The sequence below is a fragment of the Sporosarcina sp. Y352 genome (assembly GCF_056786535.1).
The window spans coordinates 348,467-367,877 of the sequence record NZ_JBXCJE010000005.1; the positions used below are offsets into that span (position 1 = coordinate 348,467).

Below are 19,411 nucleotides of genomic sequence, written 5' to 3' on the forward strand. Positions count from 1 at the left end.
ATCCTGGTGGTGTCACTTCTTTCCCCTCCTAATACTCAATTCGTGGATCGAATATGGCGTATAGTATATCTGCTAGTAAGTTGCCGATTACAACCAAAGTTGCTGCAATTACAACGACCGCCATAATTACCGGATAATCCCTTTGGAATGCGGCTTCAACGAATAGCAAACCAATTCCCGGCCAGGCAAAAATACTCTCAATTATGACAGATCCACCTATAAATGACGGCAACATTAATCCAATAATTGTAATAATCGGTATAAGTCCATTACGAAGTCCATGCTTGAAAATAACTGTCATATTTCGAAAACCATTTGCTTTTGCTGTACGAATATAGTCCTGTCGTAACACTTCTAACATACTGGAACGCGAGTATCTTGTTAATCCTGCCATGTCCGCTGTTGCAAGTACAAATGCAGGCAATATTAAGTGATGAATACGATCCCAAATACTAAAAGGTTCTCCAAGAGTAGAGACGCCGCCTGTCGGGAACCATCCCATGTGGACTGACATGAACATGATTAGGACAAGACCAATCCAGAAGTTAGGTGTTGCAATCCCTAAAAACGAAACAAACGTAATTGAATAATCTGTCAATGAATTCCGTTTGGTAGCCGAGAAGACCCCGAGTGGGATTGAGATTAGAAAAGCAATGATTGTTGACACAAGCATTAAAATCAACGTATTTGGAAGCCTTGCCACAATCAAATCTTTAACAGGTACGCCTTGCCGAATCAGGGATTCTCCAAAGTTTCCTTGAGCCATGTTACCAAGCCATCTAAAATATTGCACAACTACGTTGTCATTTAACCCATAAGCTTCTTTATATTTCACTAGGTTTTCTTGCTTGATCATGGGATCCATCATTAACGCCGTGGGATCACCGGGTGCCATTTGCATCATGGCAAATGAAATGATAGTAATAATAAAAAGTAATGGAATAGCCATTAAAATTCTTCTTACTATATATGTAGTCATTTCCAGTCCGCTCCTTCATTTAAAATTTAGTTAACCGGGGCTTTCTGAATATCTAAAGAATACTGCACTGGAAATCGGTCCCATACGTAAAGATAAGAATTCACCCATTAGATTTGTTTTTTTAATAGTACGAACATCATCTGTCTATTTCACAGGTGATGTTCGCTATCAGTACAAGAAATCATTTTTAGTTATTCGATGTACCATTCATGTATTTTGTAGTACGTGTTCGCTGCATTGTATTTAGGTCCCTTAAGATTAGGTGCATTTGCTAAACTACCCGCTACATAATATAGGAATGTATTTGGCTGATCCTCAGCAACAATTGCATCCGCTTCAGCAATGATTCTCTTTCTTTCGTCTAGATCGGAAATTTTCGTGTTCTCAGATAGCAGTTCGTCAACTTTCTTATTTGAATAGCCGTTGTAGTTCAAGCCGTTTTCAATTTCGGATGAATGCCAGAACCAAGTCGGATCCGGGTCACTACCGATAGACCAACCCGCTACAATAGCATCAAAGTTCCATAGTGGCGGACTTGTTTGTTCTACGTAGGCACTCCATTCAAGTACTTCTATCGATACTTTAATGCCGATTTCGTTTAGTTGTTGTTGAACAACTTCTGCGATTTGCTGACGAACTTCATTTGCTGAAGTCGTTTTCAAAACAAATTCAAATTTCTTACCGTCTTTCTCTAACACACCGTCTGAATTTGGTTCCCATCCAGCTTCTTTCAATAATTCCTTTGCAACTTCGGGATCATATTCAAACTTCGGCATATCCGGATTAAATGCCCAGTTAGCAGGGCTACCTGGTCCATCTGCAACAACTCCAGCTCCATCCAATAAAGCTTCTACGATTGAGACTTTATCAATTGCATGTGTTAATGCATGACGCACCTTTTTGTCCTGGAACAATTCATTTCTTAAGTTATAACCAATGTATTCAAATGCATTTGCAGGTCCAGAACTTACTTCTATCTTCCCTTTCTCCTGAAGTTTGTTTGCAGTTTCAATATACTGAGGAGAAATACTCGTCAAATTAACATCGCCAACTTCCAACTGGGCCATTAGCGTATTCATATCAGGAACAATTTTGTAAATGATACCATCTAATTTAGGTGCTCCTAGGAAATAGTCATCGTTCGCTTCGAGCTCAATGTACTCTCCCTCTTTCCATTCTTTAAATTTGAATGGACCTGTTCCAATCGGTTCTTTTGTATTGAACTTGTCCTTACCAAGGTCAGCAATAGGAACATCTCCCAGAATGTGTTTTGGCAGTACTTCAAATTGAGCTGTAATTGTTATGAATGGTGCGTACGGTTCAGAAAGAACAAACTCTACCGTGTAATCATCAATTTTATTTATTTCATCAATAATTTCAAATGCCAATCCACGTGGTCCGATGTAGCCTTCATCCAATGGAATGCCATAAGAAAATACAACGTCATCAGCCGTAAAGTCTTCTCCATCATGCCATTTTACATTTTCTCTTAAGTGGAAAGTCCACGTTAACCCGTCATCCGAGAACTCCCAACTTTCTGCCAGGTCTCCCTCAGGGTTAAAATCTTCGTTAACTGTTACTAATCCGCTAAACATAAATCCTTCAAGCGTTGAACTTGAAGTATCTGTGGAGAAATATGGGTTGAATAATGTCGGTGCAGCTGTCGTACCTAGTACTAATTTGCCACCTGACGCTTTTTCTGTTTCTGATTCTGATTGTTTACCGTCCTTTGTGTCACTCTTTTCTTTAACTTCTCCGTCCGAACATGCAGAAACTATAAGCATTAATACGAAGATAACTCCCAATATAAATCTATTTTTCAACATACTTTTCTTCCCCCTTTATTTTCCTTTTAGCCGCAATACCAACAAATAATCCCTTTCCCCCCTCTGTAGAATAAAAATCTATTTACCCATTTATAGACTTGCATCATATAAATGACAGGCAACGAAATGATTTGGACGTGGCTCTTTGAGTTGTGGAATCATCGTTTCACAAACCTTCATTTTTGCCGGACATCTTGTATGGAACACACATCCCGTCGGCTGATTAACTGAACTCGGAATATCGCCTTTTAAAATAATTCTCTCCCTACTAGCAGAACCTCTACTTCGAATAATAGGTACGGCAGAAAGTAGTGCCTGTGTATATGGATGGAGCGGTTCAACATATAAATCATTTTTATCGGCTAGCTCGACGAGTTTTCCTAGATACATAACGCCTACTCGATCTGCAATATGCCTCACCACACTTAAATCATGTGATATGAAAATATAGGTCAGATTAAATTCAGACTGCAAATCCTCTAGAAGATTAATGATTTGCGCCTGTATGGATACATCTAATGCGGAAACAGCCTCATCTGCAATAATCAGTTCCGGGTTTAACACCAAGGATCGAGCAATTCCAATCCTCTGACGCTGTCCCCCCGAGAATTCGTGTGGATAGTAATTAATGGATGAGGAATGTAAACCGACGACGTTTAGAAGCTCTTTTATTTTTTCATCCCGCTCTTTTTGATTTTTATATAGTCCGTGGGCTTTTAGCGGTTCATTTAACAGATTCCCCAATGACTTTCTAGGATTTAAAGAAGCATAAGGGTCTTGAAAAATCATTTGAATCTTTCTTCGGATTAATGGCCTTAATTCCTTTTCCGGCAAATTTGTAATGTCAATTCCTTCAAACAGTACGTTGCCGCCTGTTGGTTCGTATAATCTAATGAGAGCCCTACCCATCGTGGATTTACCACAGCCTGATTCTCCGACGATTCCAAGGGTCTCTCCTTTCCTTACATTAAAACTAATATCGTCGACAGCTTTCACATGGCCAACTGTACGTTGGATAATACCGGCCTTCACTGGGAAGTGCATTTTTAAATTCCGTACTTCCAACAAGGTTTCTTCTATTACTCTATCTACTCTACCGCCAAGCACAGTTGGTTCTAATAAATTGGTCGAACCCATCATTCCGCCCCCACTTCATCATATAAAAAGCACCTGACAGATCTATATTCATCTACTTTTTTTAAAGCTGGCACTTCTTTGGTGCAACGGTCAAACACTTTGCTGCATCTAGCCGCAAACCTGCAGCCTGTTATGATTGATCCGGGAGCGGGAACATTTCCTTTAATAGCTCGAAGTCTTTCAATTTCTCCGTCTATTTTCGGTACCGAATCAATGAGTCCTACAGTATAGGGATGAAGAGGATTTCCAAACAAATCATCAATGTAAGCGATTTCAACAATCTGCCCTGCATACATAACAATGACTCTTTCCGCCAGTTCAGAAACAACACCAAGATCATGCGTGATCAAAAGAATAGACGTCGAAAATTGCACGCTTAACTTCTTCATCAGCTCGAGTACTTGCGCTTGAATCGTAACATCCAATGCAGTTGTCGGTTCATCCGCTATCAGTAACTTAGGATTACAAGACATGGCCATCGCTATCATCACCCGCTGTCTCATTCCGCCGGATAAGCGATGCGGATAATCTTTAAGCAACTTTTTAGGATCCGAAAAACCGACTAAATCCAGCATTTCTATCGCTTTTGTTTCTGCTTGTTTCTTTGTAAGTTTTAGATGATAGATAATAACACTCATCAATTGATCACCAATTGTTAGAACTGGATTTAAAGAAGTCATTGGTTCCTGGAAAATCATCGCAATGTCTTTCCCACGAACTTTATACATTTTCTTTTCGGGCAATTCTACTAGATTAACGCCGTCTAGCAGAATTTCACCATCAACTATCTTCCCCTCCGGTGACGGGACAAGACCCATAATTGACAATGAAGTCATACTTTTACCGCATCCAGACTCCCCAACAAGTGCTACAGTCTCGCCTTTTTTTATCTCAAAGTCAATTCCATCTACTGCCCGTACGACGCGTTTATTCTTTTTAAAGTGCGTTTTTAGACTTTTCACTTCCAACAAAGTTGACATTCATATCCACCCCACCGTTTTCAGCTTTCTTTTGGTGCTAATCTATATAACTTCATTGCAAGTTTCATGCCATTAATCAAACTATTTCAGTACTCAAAAGAATATCCCCACTGCGACTTAATGTCAGTGAGGATTTGGGTGTAAACAAATATTTAGGTTATTCTTTCTCTCAAACTTTTATTCATCAGATAGGTGTCTAAATAGTTAGAATAATGTAATTCAAGTGTATAGTAACTTATACTCTATTCACAACCTAATCAATTCTTTAGGAGACAGTGTCAAAATCTCAATACTATTTTCTTTAACCAAGATGTCATCTTCGATTCGAACACCACCAAGGTCAGGTATATAGATGCCTGGTTCAATCGTGACAATCATACCGGGCAGCAATTCTTCCGTTGAATTACTTGAGAAGAAAGGGTCCTCATGAATATCGAGTCCGATTCCATGTCCAAGACCGTGTCCAAAGTATTGACCATAGCCATTTCCATCTATATATTCCCTTGCGATAGCGTCTATTTCATTTGCTGTCATTCCTGCTTTGATTGTCTCTAGTGTAAGTTGTAGTGCATCATAAACAATCGTATATATTTCAACCAGTTTTGTATCAGGCGTTCCGACAGCAAGCGTTCTAGTCATGTCTGATCTGTAACCTTCGTACAATGCCCCATAATCAAGTGTCACCATATCCCCTGATTCAATCACTTTGTCACTCGCCACACCATGCGGGAGCGCACCACGATGTCCGGAAGCGACAATTAGAGAATGCGATGAATTTCCGCTTGCTCCCTGCTTTTTCATGAAGTGTTCCAACTCAATGGCAACATCCAACTCCGTTACGCCAGGCCGAATAATGCTTTGAATATGATTGAATGCGGCATCTCCAATCTTGGCAGCTTTCCTGACCTTTTCAATTTCTGATTCAGTTTTCACTAAGCGAAGCTTTTCAACAACTTTTGTTGTGGGGACAAGATTTACATCGATTCCATTCTTTAATTCTGAATAGAAATTAAAAGTCATATCTCCAGCTTCAAACCCCAGGTTTTTAATACCCAACTTGTTTACGTTTTGAATAATGTTGTCCATCAGGAATCGGGATGATTGGTGAATGTTTATTCCATAGCCTTTAATTTGTTCCTTTGCCTGCTTGTCATAGCGGAAGTCCGTTAAGAACAAAGCTTCAGTTTGGGTGATTAAAACAACGCCGGCACTTCCCGTGAATTCTGTTAAATAGCGACGATTCAATTCATTAGTGACAAGTAGTCCATCAACGCCAAACTCTTCAAATAATCTTCTAACTTGATTCAATTTATCCAACAATATCAATCCTCCTCTTGATTGTTTGGTAGTCCCTAGCTAGTCGTTTTACTGTTATAGAATAACTAATTCCTTTGTAGACGGCGACAATACCTCGCAGCCCTCTTCTGTAATGAGGAGCATGTCTTCAATGCGCGCCCCGCCGATTTCCGGTAAATAGATGCCCGGCTCAATTGTAATGACCATGTTTGGCAATAAAAGCTTTTCCGAGTCTACGGAGAATAGCGGCTTCTCGTGTACTTCTAGACCGATTCCATGACCCGTTCCTGTTCCAGAAAATTCATTGTAGCCTGTTTCGATCAGAACCTCTCTCATGTACTCGTCCACTTCACGATCCGTCAACCCCGGTCTTAAATGAGTAGCACAGTTGGTGAATGCCCGGAGAACTACTTGCTGAACTTCTTTCATCTTCTCATTTGGCTCACCCATTGCCACGACACGGGAAATATCGGACCAATAGCCATTGTAGTTTGTCCCAAAGTCAATCGTGATCATGTCACCTTGTTCAATAACCTTGTCGCTTGCTCGGCCGTGCGGAAGCGATGCCCGTTTCCCCGATGCCACAATCGGGCTGAACGTCGAGGTGATTCCGCCGTTCTTTTTGATGAAGTTTTCTAATTCGCCGGCAACTTCCAATTCCGTCAATCCCGGACGAATGAAGTCCAAGACATGTACAAACGCATCATCCGTAATTTTTGAAGATATGCGGATGTTTTCGATTTCTTCGAGCGACTTAACCATACGCAAATTTTCAACGACATCATAAGTAGGGATCATTTCACAATCGATGAGCGCATCCAGTTTTGCATAGTTCCCGAAACTTAAGTGCTGTTGTTCGAATCCAATTCGTTTTATGCCCATCTTATTGATTTGCTTCGCTACTTCATCATAAATCTTATGTTTATGGCCCGTATGCTCTGCATGTAACACAACGTTTAAGCCTGTCTGACTTTTAGCTTGTTCAAAATAGCGGTAATCTGTTATGAAGATAACGTCGTTTTTTGTGATGAGTACAATGCCATTACTACCTGTAAATCCGGTTACGTAGCGTCGGTTCCAATCCCCATTAATCAGCAATCCTTCAATATTTAATTCATTTAACTGATCTTGAAGCTTCGCTATTCTATTCATTTTTCTCCCCCAATGTAAATTATTATTGTTGAAACTGATTCGTATTATTAAAAGAGATATACAGAAAATATTGTTGTAACAACTATGATTGTTATTCCAACGAGCAGAAAGTAGCTTGAAAACGTTGCAGTCTTAGCAACTGACAGTGCAAACTCACCTTGACCATTCACTTCCGCTACGTATCCTTCCACTTTCGAAGAGGTTTTTAAAAACTTTTTAAAACTGTAAAAGAAGAAGTCAAACACCCCTTTTTCTAGCAATAAAAATACGCCCCCCAGCATAAAGATCACTAAGCCAATTAGAAAGAAAATATCCCAAAAAACAACACTTACATTCAGCATGAGAAAGGCCATCGCCAGCAAACCAATACCACTAAAGGTGATGACTAATTTCTTTTTCATCTTAAACAGTCCTTTATGGAAATGTATTAAACTAAAAGAGCAGTAGCTTCTGATTTCCTTTTATATGATTCAACTTCGTCCTCCGTACACGCGACCCAGTGTCCTTCTGTAATCTCCCTCAGTATGCAATCTTCAACGTTTATAGCCCATTCATCCTTATGCACCCTTTTTCTTCTCTTCTCAACTTCAGGGTCCGGAACAGGAATGGCAGATAATAATGACTTGGTGTAAGGATGTAAGGGATTGTCATACAGTTCATTACTCTCAGCCACTTCAACCAACTTCCCTTGGTACATGACACCAACCCGATCGCTAATATACTTCACCATCGACAGATCATGAGCGATAAACAAATACGTTAGGTTCTTCTCTTTTTGAAGTTTCTTCAGCAAATTTGTAATTTGTGCTTGAATGGAGACGTCCAATGCGGAGATTGGCTCATCCGCAATGATAAATTCCGGTTCTACAGCAAGAGCTCGTGCAATACCTATACGCTGTCTTTGTCCTCCACTGAACTCATGTGGGTATCGATTGGCATGCTCTTCTGACAGGCCGACCGTTTTCAATAACTCATAAACCTTTTCCATTCGCTCAGCTTTCGAGGTATACAGCCCATGAATATCCATTCCCTCGGCTATAATATCTGCCACAGTCCACCTCGGATTTAGTGACGAATACGGGTCCTGAAAAATCATTTGAATGTCTTTGTTCAAGTTCAATTTGTTTTTCTTATGAATGTCGACACCTTTAAAGTGAACTTCACCTTCTGTAGCGGTGTACAAACGAATCAGTGTCCTCCCTGTTGTTGACTTCCCGCATCCTGATTCTCCAACCAAGCCAAATGTTTCGCCTTTATAAATATCAAAAGAAATTCCATCGACAGCTTTAATGACTGAGTTTTTACTGCCTTTAAAGTGCTGTTTCAAGCCTTTCACTTCGAGTAACTTCTCCTGACCAATTTCTCTGGCCGGCACTATTTCACTAATTATTTTTGTTTGCTGCTTTGTCTCCACTTTCTTCGCTACTTTTGAGGCCTTTTCATGCAATAACCATGTTGCTGCAGAATGTGTTTCAGATACCTTGAACATCGGTGGATCATGCAGAAAATCTACTTTTAATGCGTATTCATTTCGTAATGCAAATGCATCTCCAGTTGGAGGATATAGTAGATTAGGTGGTGAGCCTGGGATGGTTTGCAATTCTTCTTGATCAATTGTCAAATCTGGCATCGCAGCCAATAACCCTTTAGTATAAGGATGTTGTGGATTATAAAAAACTTCTTCGGTTTTCCCGATTTCGACTACTTTTCCTGCGTACATGACAGCAACTCGATCAGCAATATTTGCAACAACACCCAAATCATGCGTGATGAAAATAATAGATGTCCCCATTTTCTTTTGAATATCTTTCAGCAACTCGAGTACTTGAGCTTGGACAGTAACGTCTAGTGCAGTTGTCGGTTCATCCGCTATTAATATCCCCGGGTTGCAGGCAAGCGCCATGGCGATGACGACACGCTGCTGCATTCCACCGGAAAATTGGTGTGGATATTGCGTTACTCGCTCTTCAGCATTTGTAATTCCAACTAGACCCAATAAATCAATTGCTTTTTTCTCAGCTTCTTTCTTCGAAAGTTTTTGATGGGCCATAATCCCTTCAATAATTTGATTACTGACAGTCATTGTCGGATTCAGGGACGTCATCGGATCTTGAAATATAATGGATATATCAGATCCCCGGATGCCCATCAATTCCTTATTTGTGAAGGTCGTAATGTCCCGATCTTGGTACCAGATATGCCCTTTCACAATTCGCCCTGCCGGTTTGGGTATCAATCCCATGATACTTTTCGACATAACGGACTTTCCCGATCCCGATTCACCAACGATGGCCAACGTTTCACCTTTATATAATTCAAATGTAACGCCCCGAACAGCTTGTACTTCTCCGTCGTATGTGTCAAAAGAGATATGTAAATCATCTACTGATAAGATCTTCCCCATTTTATTCACCTCTATTTCTTCATTTTCGGATCAAATGAATCCCGAAGACCATCACCAAGCAAGTTAAAACTGATCATTATTAAACTGATAATGATAGAAGAGAACATGAGCATATGTGGATATATTTTCAGCATCTTAAAACCATCATTTACAATCATCCCAAGTGAAGCAATCGGCGGTTGAAGTCCTAAACCGATAAAACTAAGAAAAGCTTCGGTAAATATCGCAGTTGGAATCGTAAACATTGTTGTAATAATGATCGGTCCCAATGAATTGGGAATCAGATGTCCCCAGATGAGCCTCTTATCGTTTGCTCCCAACGTTCTAGAAGCAAGAACGAATTCCTGTCCCTTCAATTTCAAAACTTGCCCCCGTACAATCCTCGCCATACTTACCCATCCCGTAATAACCATAGCCAAGGTTATCGAGACAATTCCAGGCTTTAAAACTAAGATTAGAAGAATGACTACAATCAGATTTGGAATACCCATCAGAACTTCAATGATACGTTGCATCACGTTGTCGATTCGGCCACCGTAATAGGCGGAAATACTGCCGTAAGCTACACCAATCACCAAATCCAATGTCGCTGCCAAGAAAGCAATAAATAATGAGATTCTTGTTCCTTCCCAGATACGCGTCCATAAATCCCGGCCCAAATCATCTGTTCCGAACCAGTAGTACTCAGATACACCTTTTGCTGTGTATTGATCCGTTCCTCGGATATCCACTCCACTTAAACCTAAAAATGGTATATTTTCCAATACCGGTACTTTGGGCGGCATATTTGTTCTCGTTAAGTCTTGTTCATCAAATCCATGCGAATTCATAAAAGGTCCAAAAGCAGCTAGAAAGATGATTAGTACGATGAGGATTAACCCTGTAAACGCACCTTTATTCTTTCGCAACCGTAGCCATGAATCCCTCCAAAAAGTCGATGATGGACGATTTACGCTTTTGTTCTCTATGAACCCTTGCCCCGCCTCTTCAAATAGGTCATCGGCTAATTCAATTTCATTTACCTTCACGATGCCCACCTCCTGAAAGTCGGATTCTCGGATCAATGACGCCATACAACAGATCTACAATGAGGATTACGATAATGAACAACAAGCTATAAAATAATGTCACACCCATGATGACAGGATAATCATTGGTCAAGATAGACTTGACGAATTGCTCTCCTAAGCCGGGTACGCTAAATATTTTCTCAACAACCAACGTTCCAGTCATTAACGCGACAGTTAATGGACCTAAAATCGTAATAATAGGTATCATTGCATTACGCAAACCATGTTTCATAACCACAGCTAATTCACTGATTCCTTTCGCTCTAGCGGTCGTAATGTATTCATTCCCTAGGACATCAAGCATTTCAGTCCTCATAAAGCGGGCCATAGTAGCAACTACAAAAGCAGCAAGTGCAATTGTTGGAAGGATGGAATACTCAAACCCTTCCCAAAACGCAACGGGCAACCATTGCAGACGTACACCTACCCAGTACTGGAGAAGTCCTGCCAATACAAAGTTTGGTATCGACAGCCCTAAAACCGCTACAACCATGGCCCCATAGTCAATGAATGTATTGTGCCTCAATGCAGCAATAATTCCCAAAAAGAGCCCAACTATCGTCCCCACAATTAAAGACTGCGCTCCTAATATCGCCGAGACACCTATTCTTTCCCCTATAATACTGGTGACGGATCTACCATCAAATTGAAAGGATACCCCAAAATCACCTTTTGTAATGTTGACCAGGTATTTGAAATATTGGACAGACAACGGTTCATTTAAGCCATATCTTTCATTTAAAACTTCTTTTTGAGCCGACGATAAACGTTCATCATTAAACGGCGAACCTGGTAGCGTTTGCATTAGAAAAAATGTGAACGTTACGATTATAAAGAAGGTAAATAACATATATCCTATTCTGCTAGCAATATACTTTCTCACGCAAGCCACCGCCTATATCGTGATGTAGTGAACATAAATCTGCCAAACCTCTCAAAGTGAACTTCATTCCTTAGAGAGGTATTATGCAGATTTTATATGGTTAATCAGTTATCGATAGTTACCCATTGATAAGAATAAGTAGAGTTTGCGTGTGCAGTAAATCCTTTGACCTTAGGTTTAATAAGACGCGCTGATCCCGCTTGGTACATTGGTGAAATTGCAGCCTCTTGCCCAATCAGAATTTCTTCAGCTTCCTGCAACTCAGCAAATCGTTTGTCAATGTCAGAGAAATCAACCATTGCCTTCTTCACGTTTTTGTCAAATTGTTCATTTTTAAAGGCCTGCCAGTTATATGCGCCATCTGATAAGAACACGGATAGAAACTCAACTGGATCCGCTACATCATTTCTCCAGCCTGAATGTGACAAGTCATAATCCAATGCGTCTTCCAATGCCAATTTTTGTTTGTTCGGTTGTTGATTTATCGTAATTTGTAAGCCCGGGAGATTTTTTTCCAATTGATTTTTCATATACTCAGCTACAGACTTCCTTTGCCCGTCATCATAGCTTAGTAGATCTAGTTTAATTTCCGTTACACCTAGTTCTGCAAGGCCTTTGTCCCAAAGCTCTTTCGCTTCTTCAGGTGTCCCCTTGTTCAAATCTCCAAAGCGCTCCCTGAACTCTTCACCGTCCGGTGATTGTACAAAATCAGGGAATACTAACCAGTAAGCAGCTTTTGAGCCATTTTTCAGGATGGCATCTGCCGCCTGCTCCTTATCCCACCCCATGTCAATCGCTTTGCGGATATTCGCATTACTCAAGTATTTGTTAGTCTGATTCATCCGTAAAAAGTAAATTTCAGACTTCAATGAAGTTGTATATTCTTCATGGTCTTTGTAAACATCAACAAATTCCGATGACAAATTGGCAACGTCAATTGTATCCGTCTCATAAAGGTTCACTTCAGTAGAAGTGTCTTTTGCCACTTTGAAATTGATTTCATCCACATTCACATTGTCTGCATTCCAGTATTCCGGATTCTTTTTCAACGTCCATTTTTGGTCATGTTCCCATGAATCCAATGTAAATGGACCATTGAAGACTAGATTTTCGGGTTCAAGCGCGTATTGGTCTTTTTGCTCTTCCGAAAACTTTTCGTTTTGCGGATAAAAAACAGGGTTTGCCAAAAGTTCTGTAAAGTAAGGCACCGTGTTCTCCATTTCCACTACTAATGTAAATTCATCCGATGCTGTAACGCCAAGTTCATCCACTTTTCCATACATTTCATGATCAGGGTCTTGGATATTTGCAGCACCTTTCACAGCGCCCATCAAATAAGCATGAGGAGAGATAGATTCCGGGTGTAATGCTTTTTTCCAAGCATAGATGAAGTCTTGTGCTGTTGTTGGATCGCCGTTACTCCAAAAAGCATCTTCTCTCAAGTGGAACGTGTATTGTTTGCCGTCCTCACTTACGTCATACGTATCGACGATTCCAGCAATAATTTTGTCGCTTGCATCTAATCTGAAAAGCCCCTCAAAAATGTTCTGCATTATAGTTTGCGATAACCCATCCAATGCGCCATTTGATTTAAGTGTTGGAATTTCCCCTGCTACCGCCAAATGCAGAACACTCTTTTCAACGTTCTCTTCTTCCTTGGTTTCACCTTGTGGATCGTCCTTTTTATCGGTTTCTTCAACTTTCTCTCCGCCATAACATCCAGCTAGTAAAACTAGACTTGCAAAAATCAATGTAAATAACCACATGGTTTTCTTTACCATAAGTTGTGCCTCCCCGTTAATATCATTGCGAATTCAATTGTATATAATTCTTTATGTGTTCATTTTTTTACAGCTCATTATCATTTAGTAGAACCACTGTCTAACTTTCTTGAATCGAAGTTCAAAAATATCAATAGTGTAAAAATTTTATTTACACTCCCCCCAAAAAATACTTCTACAGAATTTTAATTGACCAATTGTTCCGTCTATTAACTGCAGTAACTTATAACATGGATGCGATTATACAATGAAGACGAAACGGCTAACCCTTCTCCTTTCTTTATCTAATAGTAATTATTAATGCAATTCTCATGCCAACACTTTCGAATTTATCGTTTACCTATTCATTGACACAAAAAAAGAACTTTACGCTCTATTTGCTAACACGGCATCATTCTTGCATGATTAGTAGATAACACAATTTTAGGAGGGTTCCATATTGGCTACTATATATGAAGAAAGACGATCGCTTTTGACAGCGCATCTCATTGAGAACAATATCGGTGCAATTATGATTACTGCACCTGCAAATGTTTATTATTATACCGGGTTCAACTCAGATCCCCATGAAAGATTCATGTCTATGTTTATTGACACGCAAGCTGATAAAACCTATTTGTTCGTACCGGCTTTGGACAAGGATGCCGCTATGCTAGACTCCGATGTTACGACAATCATTGCGATTTCAGACGAGCAAGTCCCTTTCGAGGTTGTTCGTGAATCGATTGGAATGCTTTCGGAAACAGTTGGAATTGAAGCCAAAGCGCTGAGTTATGATCGGTACACTAGTTTGCTGGCGTTTTTCCCGGGTGTGCAAGTAGTCGATGTACAGCCTTTCATTAACAAACAAAGAATGAAGAAATCTAAAGAAGAAATCGCAAAATTACGGACGGCTATTGAAATCATTGAAAAGGTTTTGGAAGAAGGCATTAAGAAAGTGGAAATCGGAATGTCCGAATCCGAGTTTACGGCAGAATTAGAGTTTTTGATGAGGAAATTCGGTGCAGATGGTCCTTCTTTCTCGACTATCGTGCTTACCGGTGAAAAAGCAGCATTGCCGCATGGTTCTCCCGGTGAACGTAAAATTCAACAAGGTGACTATTTGCTGATTGATTTCGGCGTCATCAAAGATGGGTATTGTTCTGATATTACAAGGACTTTCATTATTGGAAAGGCTTCAGACAAACAACGAGAAATTTACGACATCGTTCTGCGGTCCAATGAAGCTGGCATCAATGCCGTCAAAGCAGGGGTACCAGTAAAAACATTCGATATCGCAGCGAGAAATGTCATCACCACTAGTGGCTACGGGGAGTATTTCAATAACCGTGTCGGGCACGGCTTGGGGATTGAAGTGCACGAAGAGCCTTCCATTCATGAAAACAATGAGCAGATTGCGGAAGCGGGGCTTGTCTTTACAATTGAACCCGGTATTTATATCCCGAATGTCGGCGGTGTTCGTATCGAAGACATTGTCTATATCAATGAAGACGGGAAAGCGGAAGTATTGTCTTCGTTCCCGAAACAACTGCAAATTCTATAATTTGATCATGTTCATAATTTCCTTGCATGTAGAGCAGCAACAAATCTATTGTTGCCACTCTTCACTTGCAAGGTTTTTTTACTTCTAGCATGTCTGAATAAAACTATTCTCTGCAGGGGTACCTATAAACAATTGTTTTATTACTTCATTCACGGCTCAAGTACGTCTCGAAGTCCATCTTTCCCTACTCGAACTTTTTTGTCTCTCAATTCAATAGATGAATCTAATTCCATCTCTTTGCATCTGTCTTCCCAGAAATCCGCACCCTTGATTCCTACTTTAATCGGATCAAACACAGGGTCTTTTCCGGCCTTCATCTGAACATCAAAATCCTTCAAAACTTTTAGCGTCGGCTTTGTCAAAAGTAAAATCGCGATAAGATTTAGCCAAGCCATACTTCCAAACCCTAAATCTCCGAGAGCCCACATAAATGACGCGGATTTGACGCTGCCGACATATACCATCGCTAGAAAAACAAGTTTCAAAACCGTTTTCAACCACTGCGCCTTTAGTTTTCGGTCAAGATACACAATTGTTGTTTCAGCGATATAGTAATAGGCCATCAGAGTAGTAAACGCGAAGAAGAAGATGGCGATGGCAACAAACAATGCACCATAACCCGGGAAAACGGTTTCTACTGCTTCCTGCGTGTAGATAGGACCGGCCTCAACACCCCTCATCGTATCGACAATTGGGTCTTTACCTTCCGGTGTAACGCTGTACATGCCAGTCACGAGAATCATGAAAGCTGTTGCCGTACAGACCACAATTGTATCGATGTAAATCGAAAACGCTTGTACTAAGCCTTGCTTAGCAGGGTGGGTAACTTCAGCCGCTGCTGAACTGTATGTTGCTTCACCAACACCTGCAACACTAGAGAAAATGGCTCTTCTGACTCCCCAGGCAATTGCTGAGCCGAGAATTCCTCCGAACGCCTCATTCATGCCAAATGCGCTTGAAAGAATCAGAGAGAACATTTTAGGCACTTCTGACATATTTGCAAATAACACGATGAACGTAACAATTACATAACCTACTGCCATAATTGGAACAACTTTGTCTGCGACACTGGCAATTCGCTTCACGCCGCCAAAAATAATTACCCCAAGCAATACAACCATTAGAATTCCAGTAATACTCTTATTCAAACCAAGTACATTTTCAAATCCAATCGCAATACTATTCGCTTGGATTCCAGGTACTAAAATGCCGTAGGATAGCGTAACAACAACAGCCATCACTACTGCAAACCACCTCATGTTCAACCCTTTTTCGATGAAGAAGGGTGTACCTCCTCGATATTCATTTCCTATTTTACTCTTGTATACTTGGGAAAGTGTTGATTCAATAAATGCACTGGCTCCACCTAATATTGCCATTACCCACATCCAGAAAATTGCTCCTGGACCTCCGAAGGCTATAGCCGTAGCCACCCCAGCAATATTACCGATCCCTACACGGCCTGCCAAAGCTAAACAAAAAGCCTGAAAAGAAGATATTCCTGACTCTGAACTTTTACCCTCAAATATTAATTTGATCATTTGTTTAAAATATCTTAATTGAACAAAACGCGTAACAATTGTAAAGAATAATCCTGCCCCCAGGACAAAGATGACCAATCCTAGACTCCATACCTGATCGACTAACCAATTCACTAGATTCTCCATATAGGTCCCCTTTCGAAATCGCTTTCATTTTTTTTTTGCATTGCTCTCATTTATAAAATGAGCACTACCATTACCCAATGCACCCTTATATCTCAACACCTCTCCTATATACATAGTTCTATTGCAATTTCCATGCCAAAAGCTTCTGCACTTCTTGTACTAGTGTCTTTGGGGAGCGACGGATGAACTAACACCATATGATTACTGAAAAAAGCAGGGATGCGACGAAGTCACATCCCTACTTAAGCAATAAAACTCTAAAATTAAACTACTAATTCAAATGTGTAAAACTTCTTCAAATGACTGTCAATATATTTTTACTACTCTTGTTGAATCAACCTCCTCAATATTTTTATCTAATCTGAAGATTCATATTTCATGTCGAATTTTATAATTGCCTATGCTATAATTAAGACTACAATCATGTAAGCGTATTCATTCTTTATCAGCTATAAAAGGAGGAATCGTCATGGAACTTGGGCTCCAGCAACGGCAGGAACTGAATCTATTAATGACTTTTGAATTAAGGCAAGCTATTGAACTATTACAATACTCCACTTATGAACTCGAACAATATATTAGGGAGCAAGAGCTTGAAAATCCACTTATCAAACTTAAAGAAAAGGAAGAGAAGCCAGTCCATGAAGAACGTTTGCATCGACAATCCTCCTCCTTCGGTAGTTCCGAGATGCCCATGGATGCGGTGCGAAGCAATGATAAAAATATGCGGGATGAATTACTGGAACAGGCAAAGTTCATGTATCCGGATATCCATACGCAAAAACTGATAAAGTATCTCCTTTACAATATTGATGACAATGGCTACTTACAAATCACCGATACCCATTCGAATGACTATTTGGCATTTGGAGAAGATGATATCGAAAAAGGAATCCACCTCCTTCAACAACTTGGTCCAATTGGGATAGGTGCCAGGGATTTAAAAGAATGTCTGCTACTACAAATCACGTATAGCTACCCTGAAAACAATTTAGCTGCTTGTTTAGTGGAGCACCATTTGAACCTGATTGCTGACCGTAAATGGAACGAAATTGCTTCAAAAATGAACATCGAAATGCACGAAGTGAAAGATCTTTTCGATTTTATACAAACACTCAATCCTAGACCTTGCTCCTTCACTTCTGATTCTTCAACGGAATATTTGACACCCGATATCATTGTCGAGTGGAAGGATGATGAATTCACTTTTCATTTGAATGATGGGTATTTACCAGCGATTCATATAAATAAAGATTATTCACAGTATCTTAACGTAAAAAATGACGCATCAAAATATATGAATACGCAATATAAAAATTATCAATGGCTTCTTAGCAGCATTGAACAGCGCAGAAATACAATCATTAAAATTGTACAGGTCCTTTTGGAAAGACAGGAGGATTTTTTCAAAAAAGGGTTCCATTCATTGAAACCTCTCACCCTCAAAGAGGTCGCCGATGAAATTGAAATGCATGAATCGACTGTCAGTCGGGCAACGACAAACAAAGTGATCCAGACGCCATTCGGCTCCTTTGATTTGCGGTTGCTATTCACTTCAAAGCTAGAAACGGCAGACGGAAATACCATTTCCCAAACGAAGATGAAGACACTTCTGGAAAGTTTCATTGCACAAGAAAACAAGTTCAAACCGTATTCCGATCAAAAAATAGCCGAATACTTCAATACTGAACAGGGAATTACAATATCCAGACGGACAATCAGCAAATACAGGGAAGAATTACGAATCCCCCCTTCAAGTAAACGCAAGGATATTCAAGTATAAAAGCGCCCTACACAAATAAGAGGAGGAATGGAGATGTTCAATCATCTCCATTCCTCCTCTTATTTCAAACTGCTATGCTTTTTCTGCTGAAAAGTGGCCAAGCCAGTATTTATTATAAAGGATAATTGCCCCACTCAATAAACATGCGTAGACTCCAGTGGTTTTCCCATAACCGTACATCAACGATAAAAGAATGATTAGCGCAAAAACAAGCGAACCTACTATTTTGATAAACGGTGTTATGTTATTCCGGAAAGTCATCGAAATCACTTTCTCACCAATCTTCATGAATAGTAAAGTAAGTATGATAGCGCTTACCATCAGTGCCATAAATTCAAATACCCCCATAGTTAAGCCCCTTTTCAGAAAGTTTTGCATACTCTTATTATATCCGAAGTGCTAACTCAATTGCCACACTATTCAAAAACCATGTTGATTTATCAGTTACAAAAAAGACCCTGGGTTAAATCCAGGGTCTTTTTTTCATCCATGATTCTAAGGTCTATTATTGTTTAATATTCACAAATACACTTTTCACTTCGGTGTAGTTCGCCAAGCCATACTCTCCACCCATTTCGCGACCAATACCGGATTGTTTGTAGCCACCGAATGGCATCGTTTCGATTTCAATACCGAAGTCGTTGATCCAGACTGTTCCTGCTTGTAACTTCTTCGCAACGTAATGTCCCGTTTTGATATTTTTTGTCCAGACACTTGCAGCGAGTCCATAGATACTATCATTTGCACGGCGGATCACTTCTTCCACCGTATCAAATACAAATATGGATAGGACAGGGCCAAAGATTTCCTCACGTGCAATCGTCATATCGTCTTCTACATCTGCAAAAATCGTTGGTTGCACATAGTACCCTTTATCAAACGCTTTGCTGCCGCCTGCTACAAGGCGTGC

The 19,411-nt window shown here is 40.1% G+C and carries 16 protein-coding genes; 2 read left to right on the forward strand and 14 right to left on the reverse strand.

Features of this window, described 5'->3' with window-relative positions; translation table 11 throughout:
- Positions 1-28: 28 nt before the first annotated feature.
- From AC1TO6_RS11575 to AC1TO6_RS11625, 11 genes are all read right to left on the reverse strand, one after another.
- Positions 29-979, reverse strand: coding sequence for an ABC transporter permease (locus tag AC1TO6_RS11575; protein ID WP_482101746.1), 951 nt, complete (start codon positions 977-979; stop codon positions 29-31).
- A 191-nt stretch (positions 980-1,170) separates the two neighbouring features.
- Entirely contained in the window at positions 1,171-2,805 is a 1,635-nt protein-coding gene (locus tag AC1TO6_RS11580) for a peptide-binding protein (RefSeq protein WP_482101747.1), read from the reverse strand.
- A gap of 90 nt (positions 2,806-2,895) precedes the next feature.
- Positions 2,896-3,942: an ABC transporter ATP-binding protein gene (locus tag AC1TO6_RS11585; RefSeq protein ID WP_482101748.1), complete on the reverse strand. Its 1,047-nt coding sequence runs from the start codon at positions 3,940-3,942 to the stop codon at positions 2,896-2,898.
- Positions 3,942-4,922, reverse strand: coding sequence for an ABC transporter ATP-binding protein (locus AC1TO6_RS11590; protein WP_482101749.1), 981 nt, complete (start codon positions 4,920-4,922; stop codon positions 3,942-3,944). Before AC1TO6_RS11590 ends, AC1TO6_RS11585 begins: the two co-directional genes overlap by 1 nt.
- A gap of 246 nt (positions 4,923-5,168) precedes the next feature.
- On the reverse strand, positions 5,169-6,239 hold the full coding sequence (locus AC1TO6_RS11595; RefSeq protein WP_482101778.1) for a M24 family metallopeptidase: 1,071 nt from the start codon (positions 6,237-6,239) through the stop codon (positions 5,169-5,171).
- A 54-nt stretch (positions 6,240-6,293) separates the two neighbouring features.
- Entirely contained in the window at positions 6,294-7,370 is a 1,077-nt protein-coding gene (locus AC1TO6_RS11600) for a M24 family metallopeptidase (protein WP_482101750.1), read from the reverse strand.
- 47 nt (positions 7,371-7,417) lie between these two features.
- Positions 7,418-7,771 (reverse strand): DUF3899 domain-containing protein, encoded by a 354-nt coding sequence (locus AC1TO6_RS11605; RefSeq protein WP_482101751.1) that lies wholly within the window; start codon positions 7,769-7,771, stop codon positions 7,418-7,420.
- Between the two features lie 26 nt (positions 7,772-7,797).
- Positions 7,798-9,774 (reverse strand): ABC transporter ATP-binding protein, encoded by a 1,977-nt coding sequence (locus AC1TO6_RS11610; protein ID WP_482101752.1) that lies wholly within the window; start codon positions 9,772-9,774, stop codon positions 7,798-7,800.
- An 11-nt stretch (positions 9,775-9,785) separates the two neighbouring features.
- The gene (opp3C, locus tag AC1TO6_RS11615) at positions 9,786-10,847 is read right to left on the reverse strand and encodes an oligopeptide ABC transporter permease (RefSeq protein ID WP_482101753.1); all 1,062 of its coding nucleotides are present in this window, start codon (positions 10,845-10,847) and stop codon (positions 9,786-9,788) included.
- Positions 10,789-11,727 (reverse strand): oligopeptide ABC transporter permease, encoded by a 939-nt coding sequence (gene opp3b, locus AC1TO6_RS11620; RefSeq protein ID WP_482101754.1) that lies wholly within the window; start codon positions 11,725-11,727, stop codon positions 10,789-10,791. The genes opp3C and opp3b overlap by 59 nt, the downstream gene beginning before the upstream one ends.
- Before the next feature lie 104 nt (positions 11,728-11,831).
- The gene (locus AC1TO6_RS11625; protein ID WP_482101755.1) at positions 11,832-13,508 is read right to left on the reverse strand and encodes a peptide ABC transporter substrate-binding protein; all 1,677 of its coding nucleotides are present in this window, start codon (positions 13,506-13,508) and stop codon (positions 11,832-11,834) included.
- A gap of 439 nt (positions 13,509-13,947) precedes the next feature.
- On the opposite strand from AC1TO6_RS11625, the gene AC1TO6_RS11630 reads away from it, so the two are divergent.
- Complete coding sequence (locus AC1TO6_RS11630; protein ID WP_482101756.1) at positions 13,948-15,051, forward strand: M24 family metallopeptidase; 1,104 nt, start codon at positions 13,948-13,950, stop codon at positions 15,049-15,051.
- Positions 15,052-15,200: 149 nt separating this feature from the next.
- Here AC1TO6_RS11630 and AC1TO6_RS11635 read toward each other — a convergent pair whose 3' ends face one another.
- Positions 15,201-16,718 carry an alanine/glycine:cation symporter family protein gene (locus tag AC1TO6_RS11635; RefSeq protein ID WP_482101757.1) on the reverse strand — a complete coding sequence of 506 codons (1,518 nt, stop codon included), beginning with the start codon at positions 16,716-16,718 and terminating at the stop codon, positions 15,201-15,203.
- Between the two features lie 469 nt (positions 16,719-17,187).
- On the opposite strand from AC1TO6_RS11635, the gene rpoN reads away from it, so the two are divergent.
- A complete protein-coding gene (gene rpoN / locus AC1TO6_RS11640; RefSeq protein ID WP_482101758.1) occupies positions 17,188-18,501 on the forward strand; it encodes an RNA polymerase factor sigma-54 in 1,314 nt (437 codons plus the stop codon).
- A 72-nt stretch (positions 18,502-18,573) separates the two neighbouring features.
- On the opposite strand, the gene AC1TO6_RS11645 is transcribed toward rpoN, so the two are convergent.
- Together AC1TO6_RS11645 and AC1TO6_RS11650 are read right to left on the reverse strand one after the other, a co-directional pair.
- Positions 18,574-18,849, reverse strand: a complete 276-nt coding sequence (locus tag AC1TO6_RS11645; protein WP_482101759.1) for a hypothetical protein — start codon at positions 18,847-18,849, stop codon at positions 18,574-18,576.
- 157 nt (positions 18,850-19,006) lie between these two features.
- A partial coding sequence (locus AC1TO6_RS11650; RefSeq protein ID WP_482101760.1) for an aldehyde dehydrogenase family protein occupies positions 19,007-19,411 on the reverse strand: 405 nt, incomplete at its 5' end.

What these genes read in the sequence shown, in the direction of transcription:
- AC1TO6_RS11575 (WP_482101746.1), bottom strand. Translation starts at nt 979, where the DNA reads ATGACTACATATATAGTAAGAAGAATTTTAATGGCTATTCCATTACTT.
- AC1TO6_RS11580 (WP_482101747.1), bottom strand. Translation starts at nt 2,805, where the DNA reads ATGTTGAAAAATAGATTTATATTGGGAGTTATCTTCGTATTAATGCTT.
- AC1TO6_RS11585 (WP_482101748.1), bottom strand. Translation starts at nt 3,942, where the DNA reads ATGGGTTCGACCAATTTATTAGAACCAACTGTGCTTGGCGGTAGAGTA.
- AC1TO6_RS11590 (WP_482101749.1), bottom strand. Translation starts at nt 4,922, where the DNA reads ATGTCAACTTTGTTGGAAGTGAAAAGTCTAAAAACGCACTTTAAAAAG.
- AC1TO6_RS11600 (WP_482101750.1), bottom strand. Translation starts at nt 7,370, where the DNA reads ATGAATAGAATAGCGAAGCTTCAAGATCAGTTAAATGAATTAAATATT.
- AC1TO6_RS11605 (WP_482101751.1), bottom strand. Translation starts at nt 7,771, where the DNA reads ATGAAAAAGAAATTAGTCATCACCTTTAGTGGTATTGGTTTGCTGGCG.
- AC1TO6_RS11610 (WP_482101752.1), bottom strand. Translation starts at nt 9,774, where the DNA reads ATGGGGAAGATCTTATCAGTAGATGATTTACATATCTCTTTTGACACA.
- opp3C (WP_482101753.1), bottom strand. Translation starts at nt 10,847, where the DNA reads ATGGCGTCATTGATCCGAGAATCCGACTTTCAGGAGGTGGGCATCGTG.
- AC1TO6_RS11625 (WP_482101755.1), bottom strand. Translation starts at nt 13,508, where the DNA reads ATGGTAAAGAAAACCATGTGGTTATTTACATTGATTTTTGCAAGTCTA.
- AC1TO6_RS11635 (WP_482101757.1), bottom strand. Translation starts at nt 16,718, where the DNA reads ATGGAGAATCTAGTGAATTGGTTAGTCGATCAGGTATGGAGTCTAGGA.
- rpoN (WP_482101758.1), top strand. Translation starts at nt 17,188, where the DNA reads ATGGAACTTGGGCTCCAGCAACGGCAGGAACTGAATCTATTAATGACT.
- AC1TO6_RS11645 (WP_482101759.1), bottom strand. Translation starts at nt 18,849, where the DNA reads ATGGGGGTATTTGAATTTATGGCACTGATGGTAAGCGCTATCATACTT.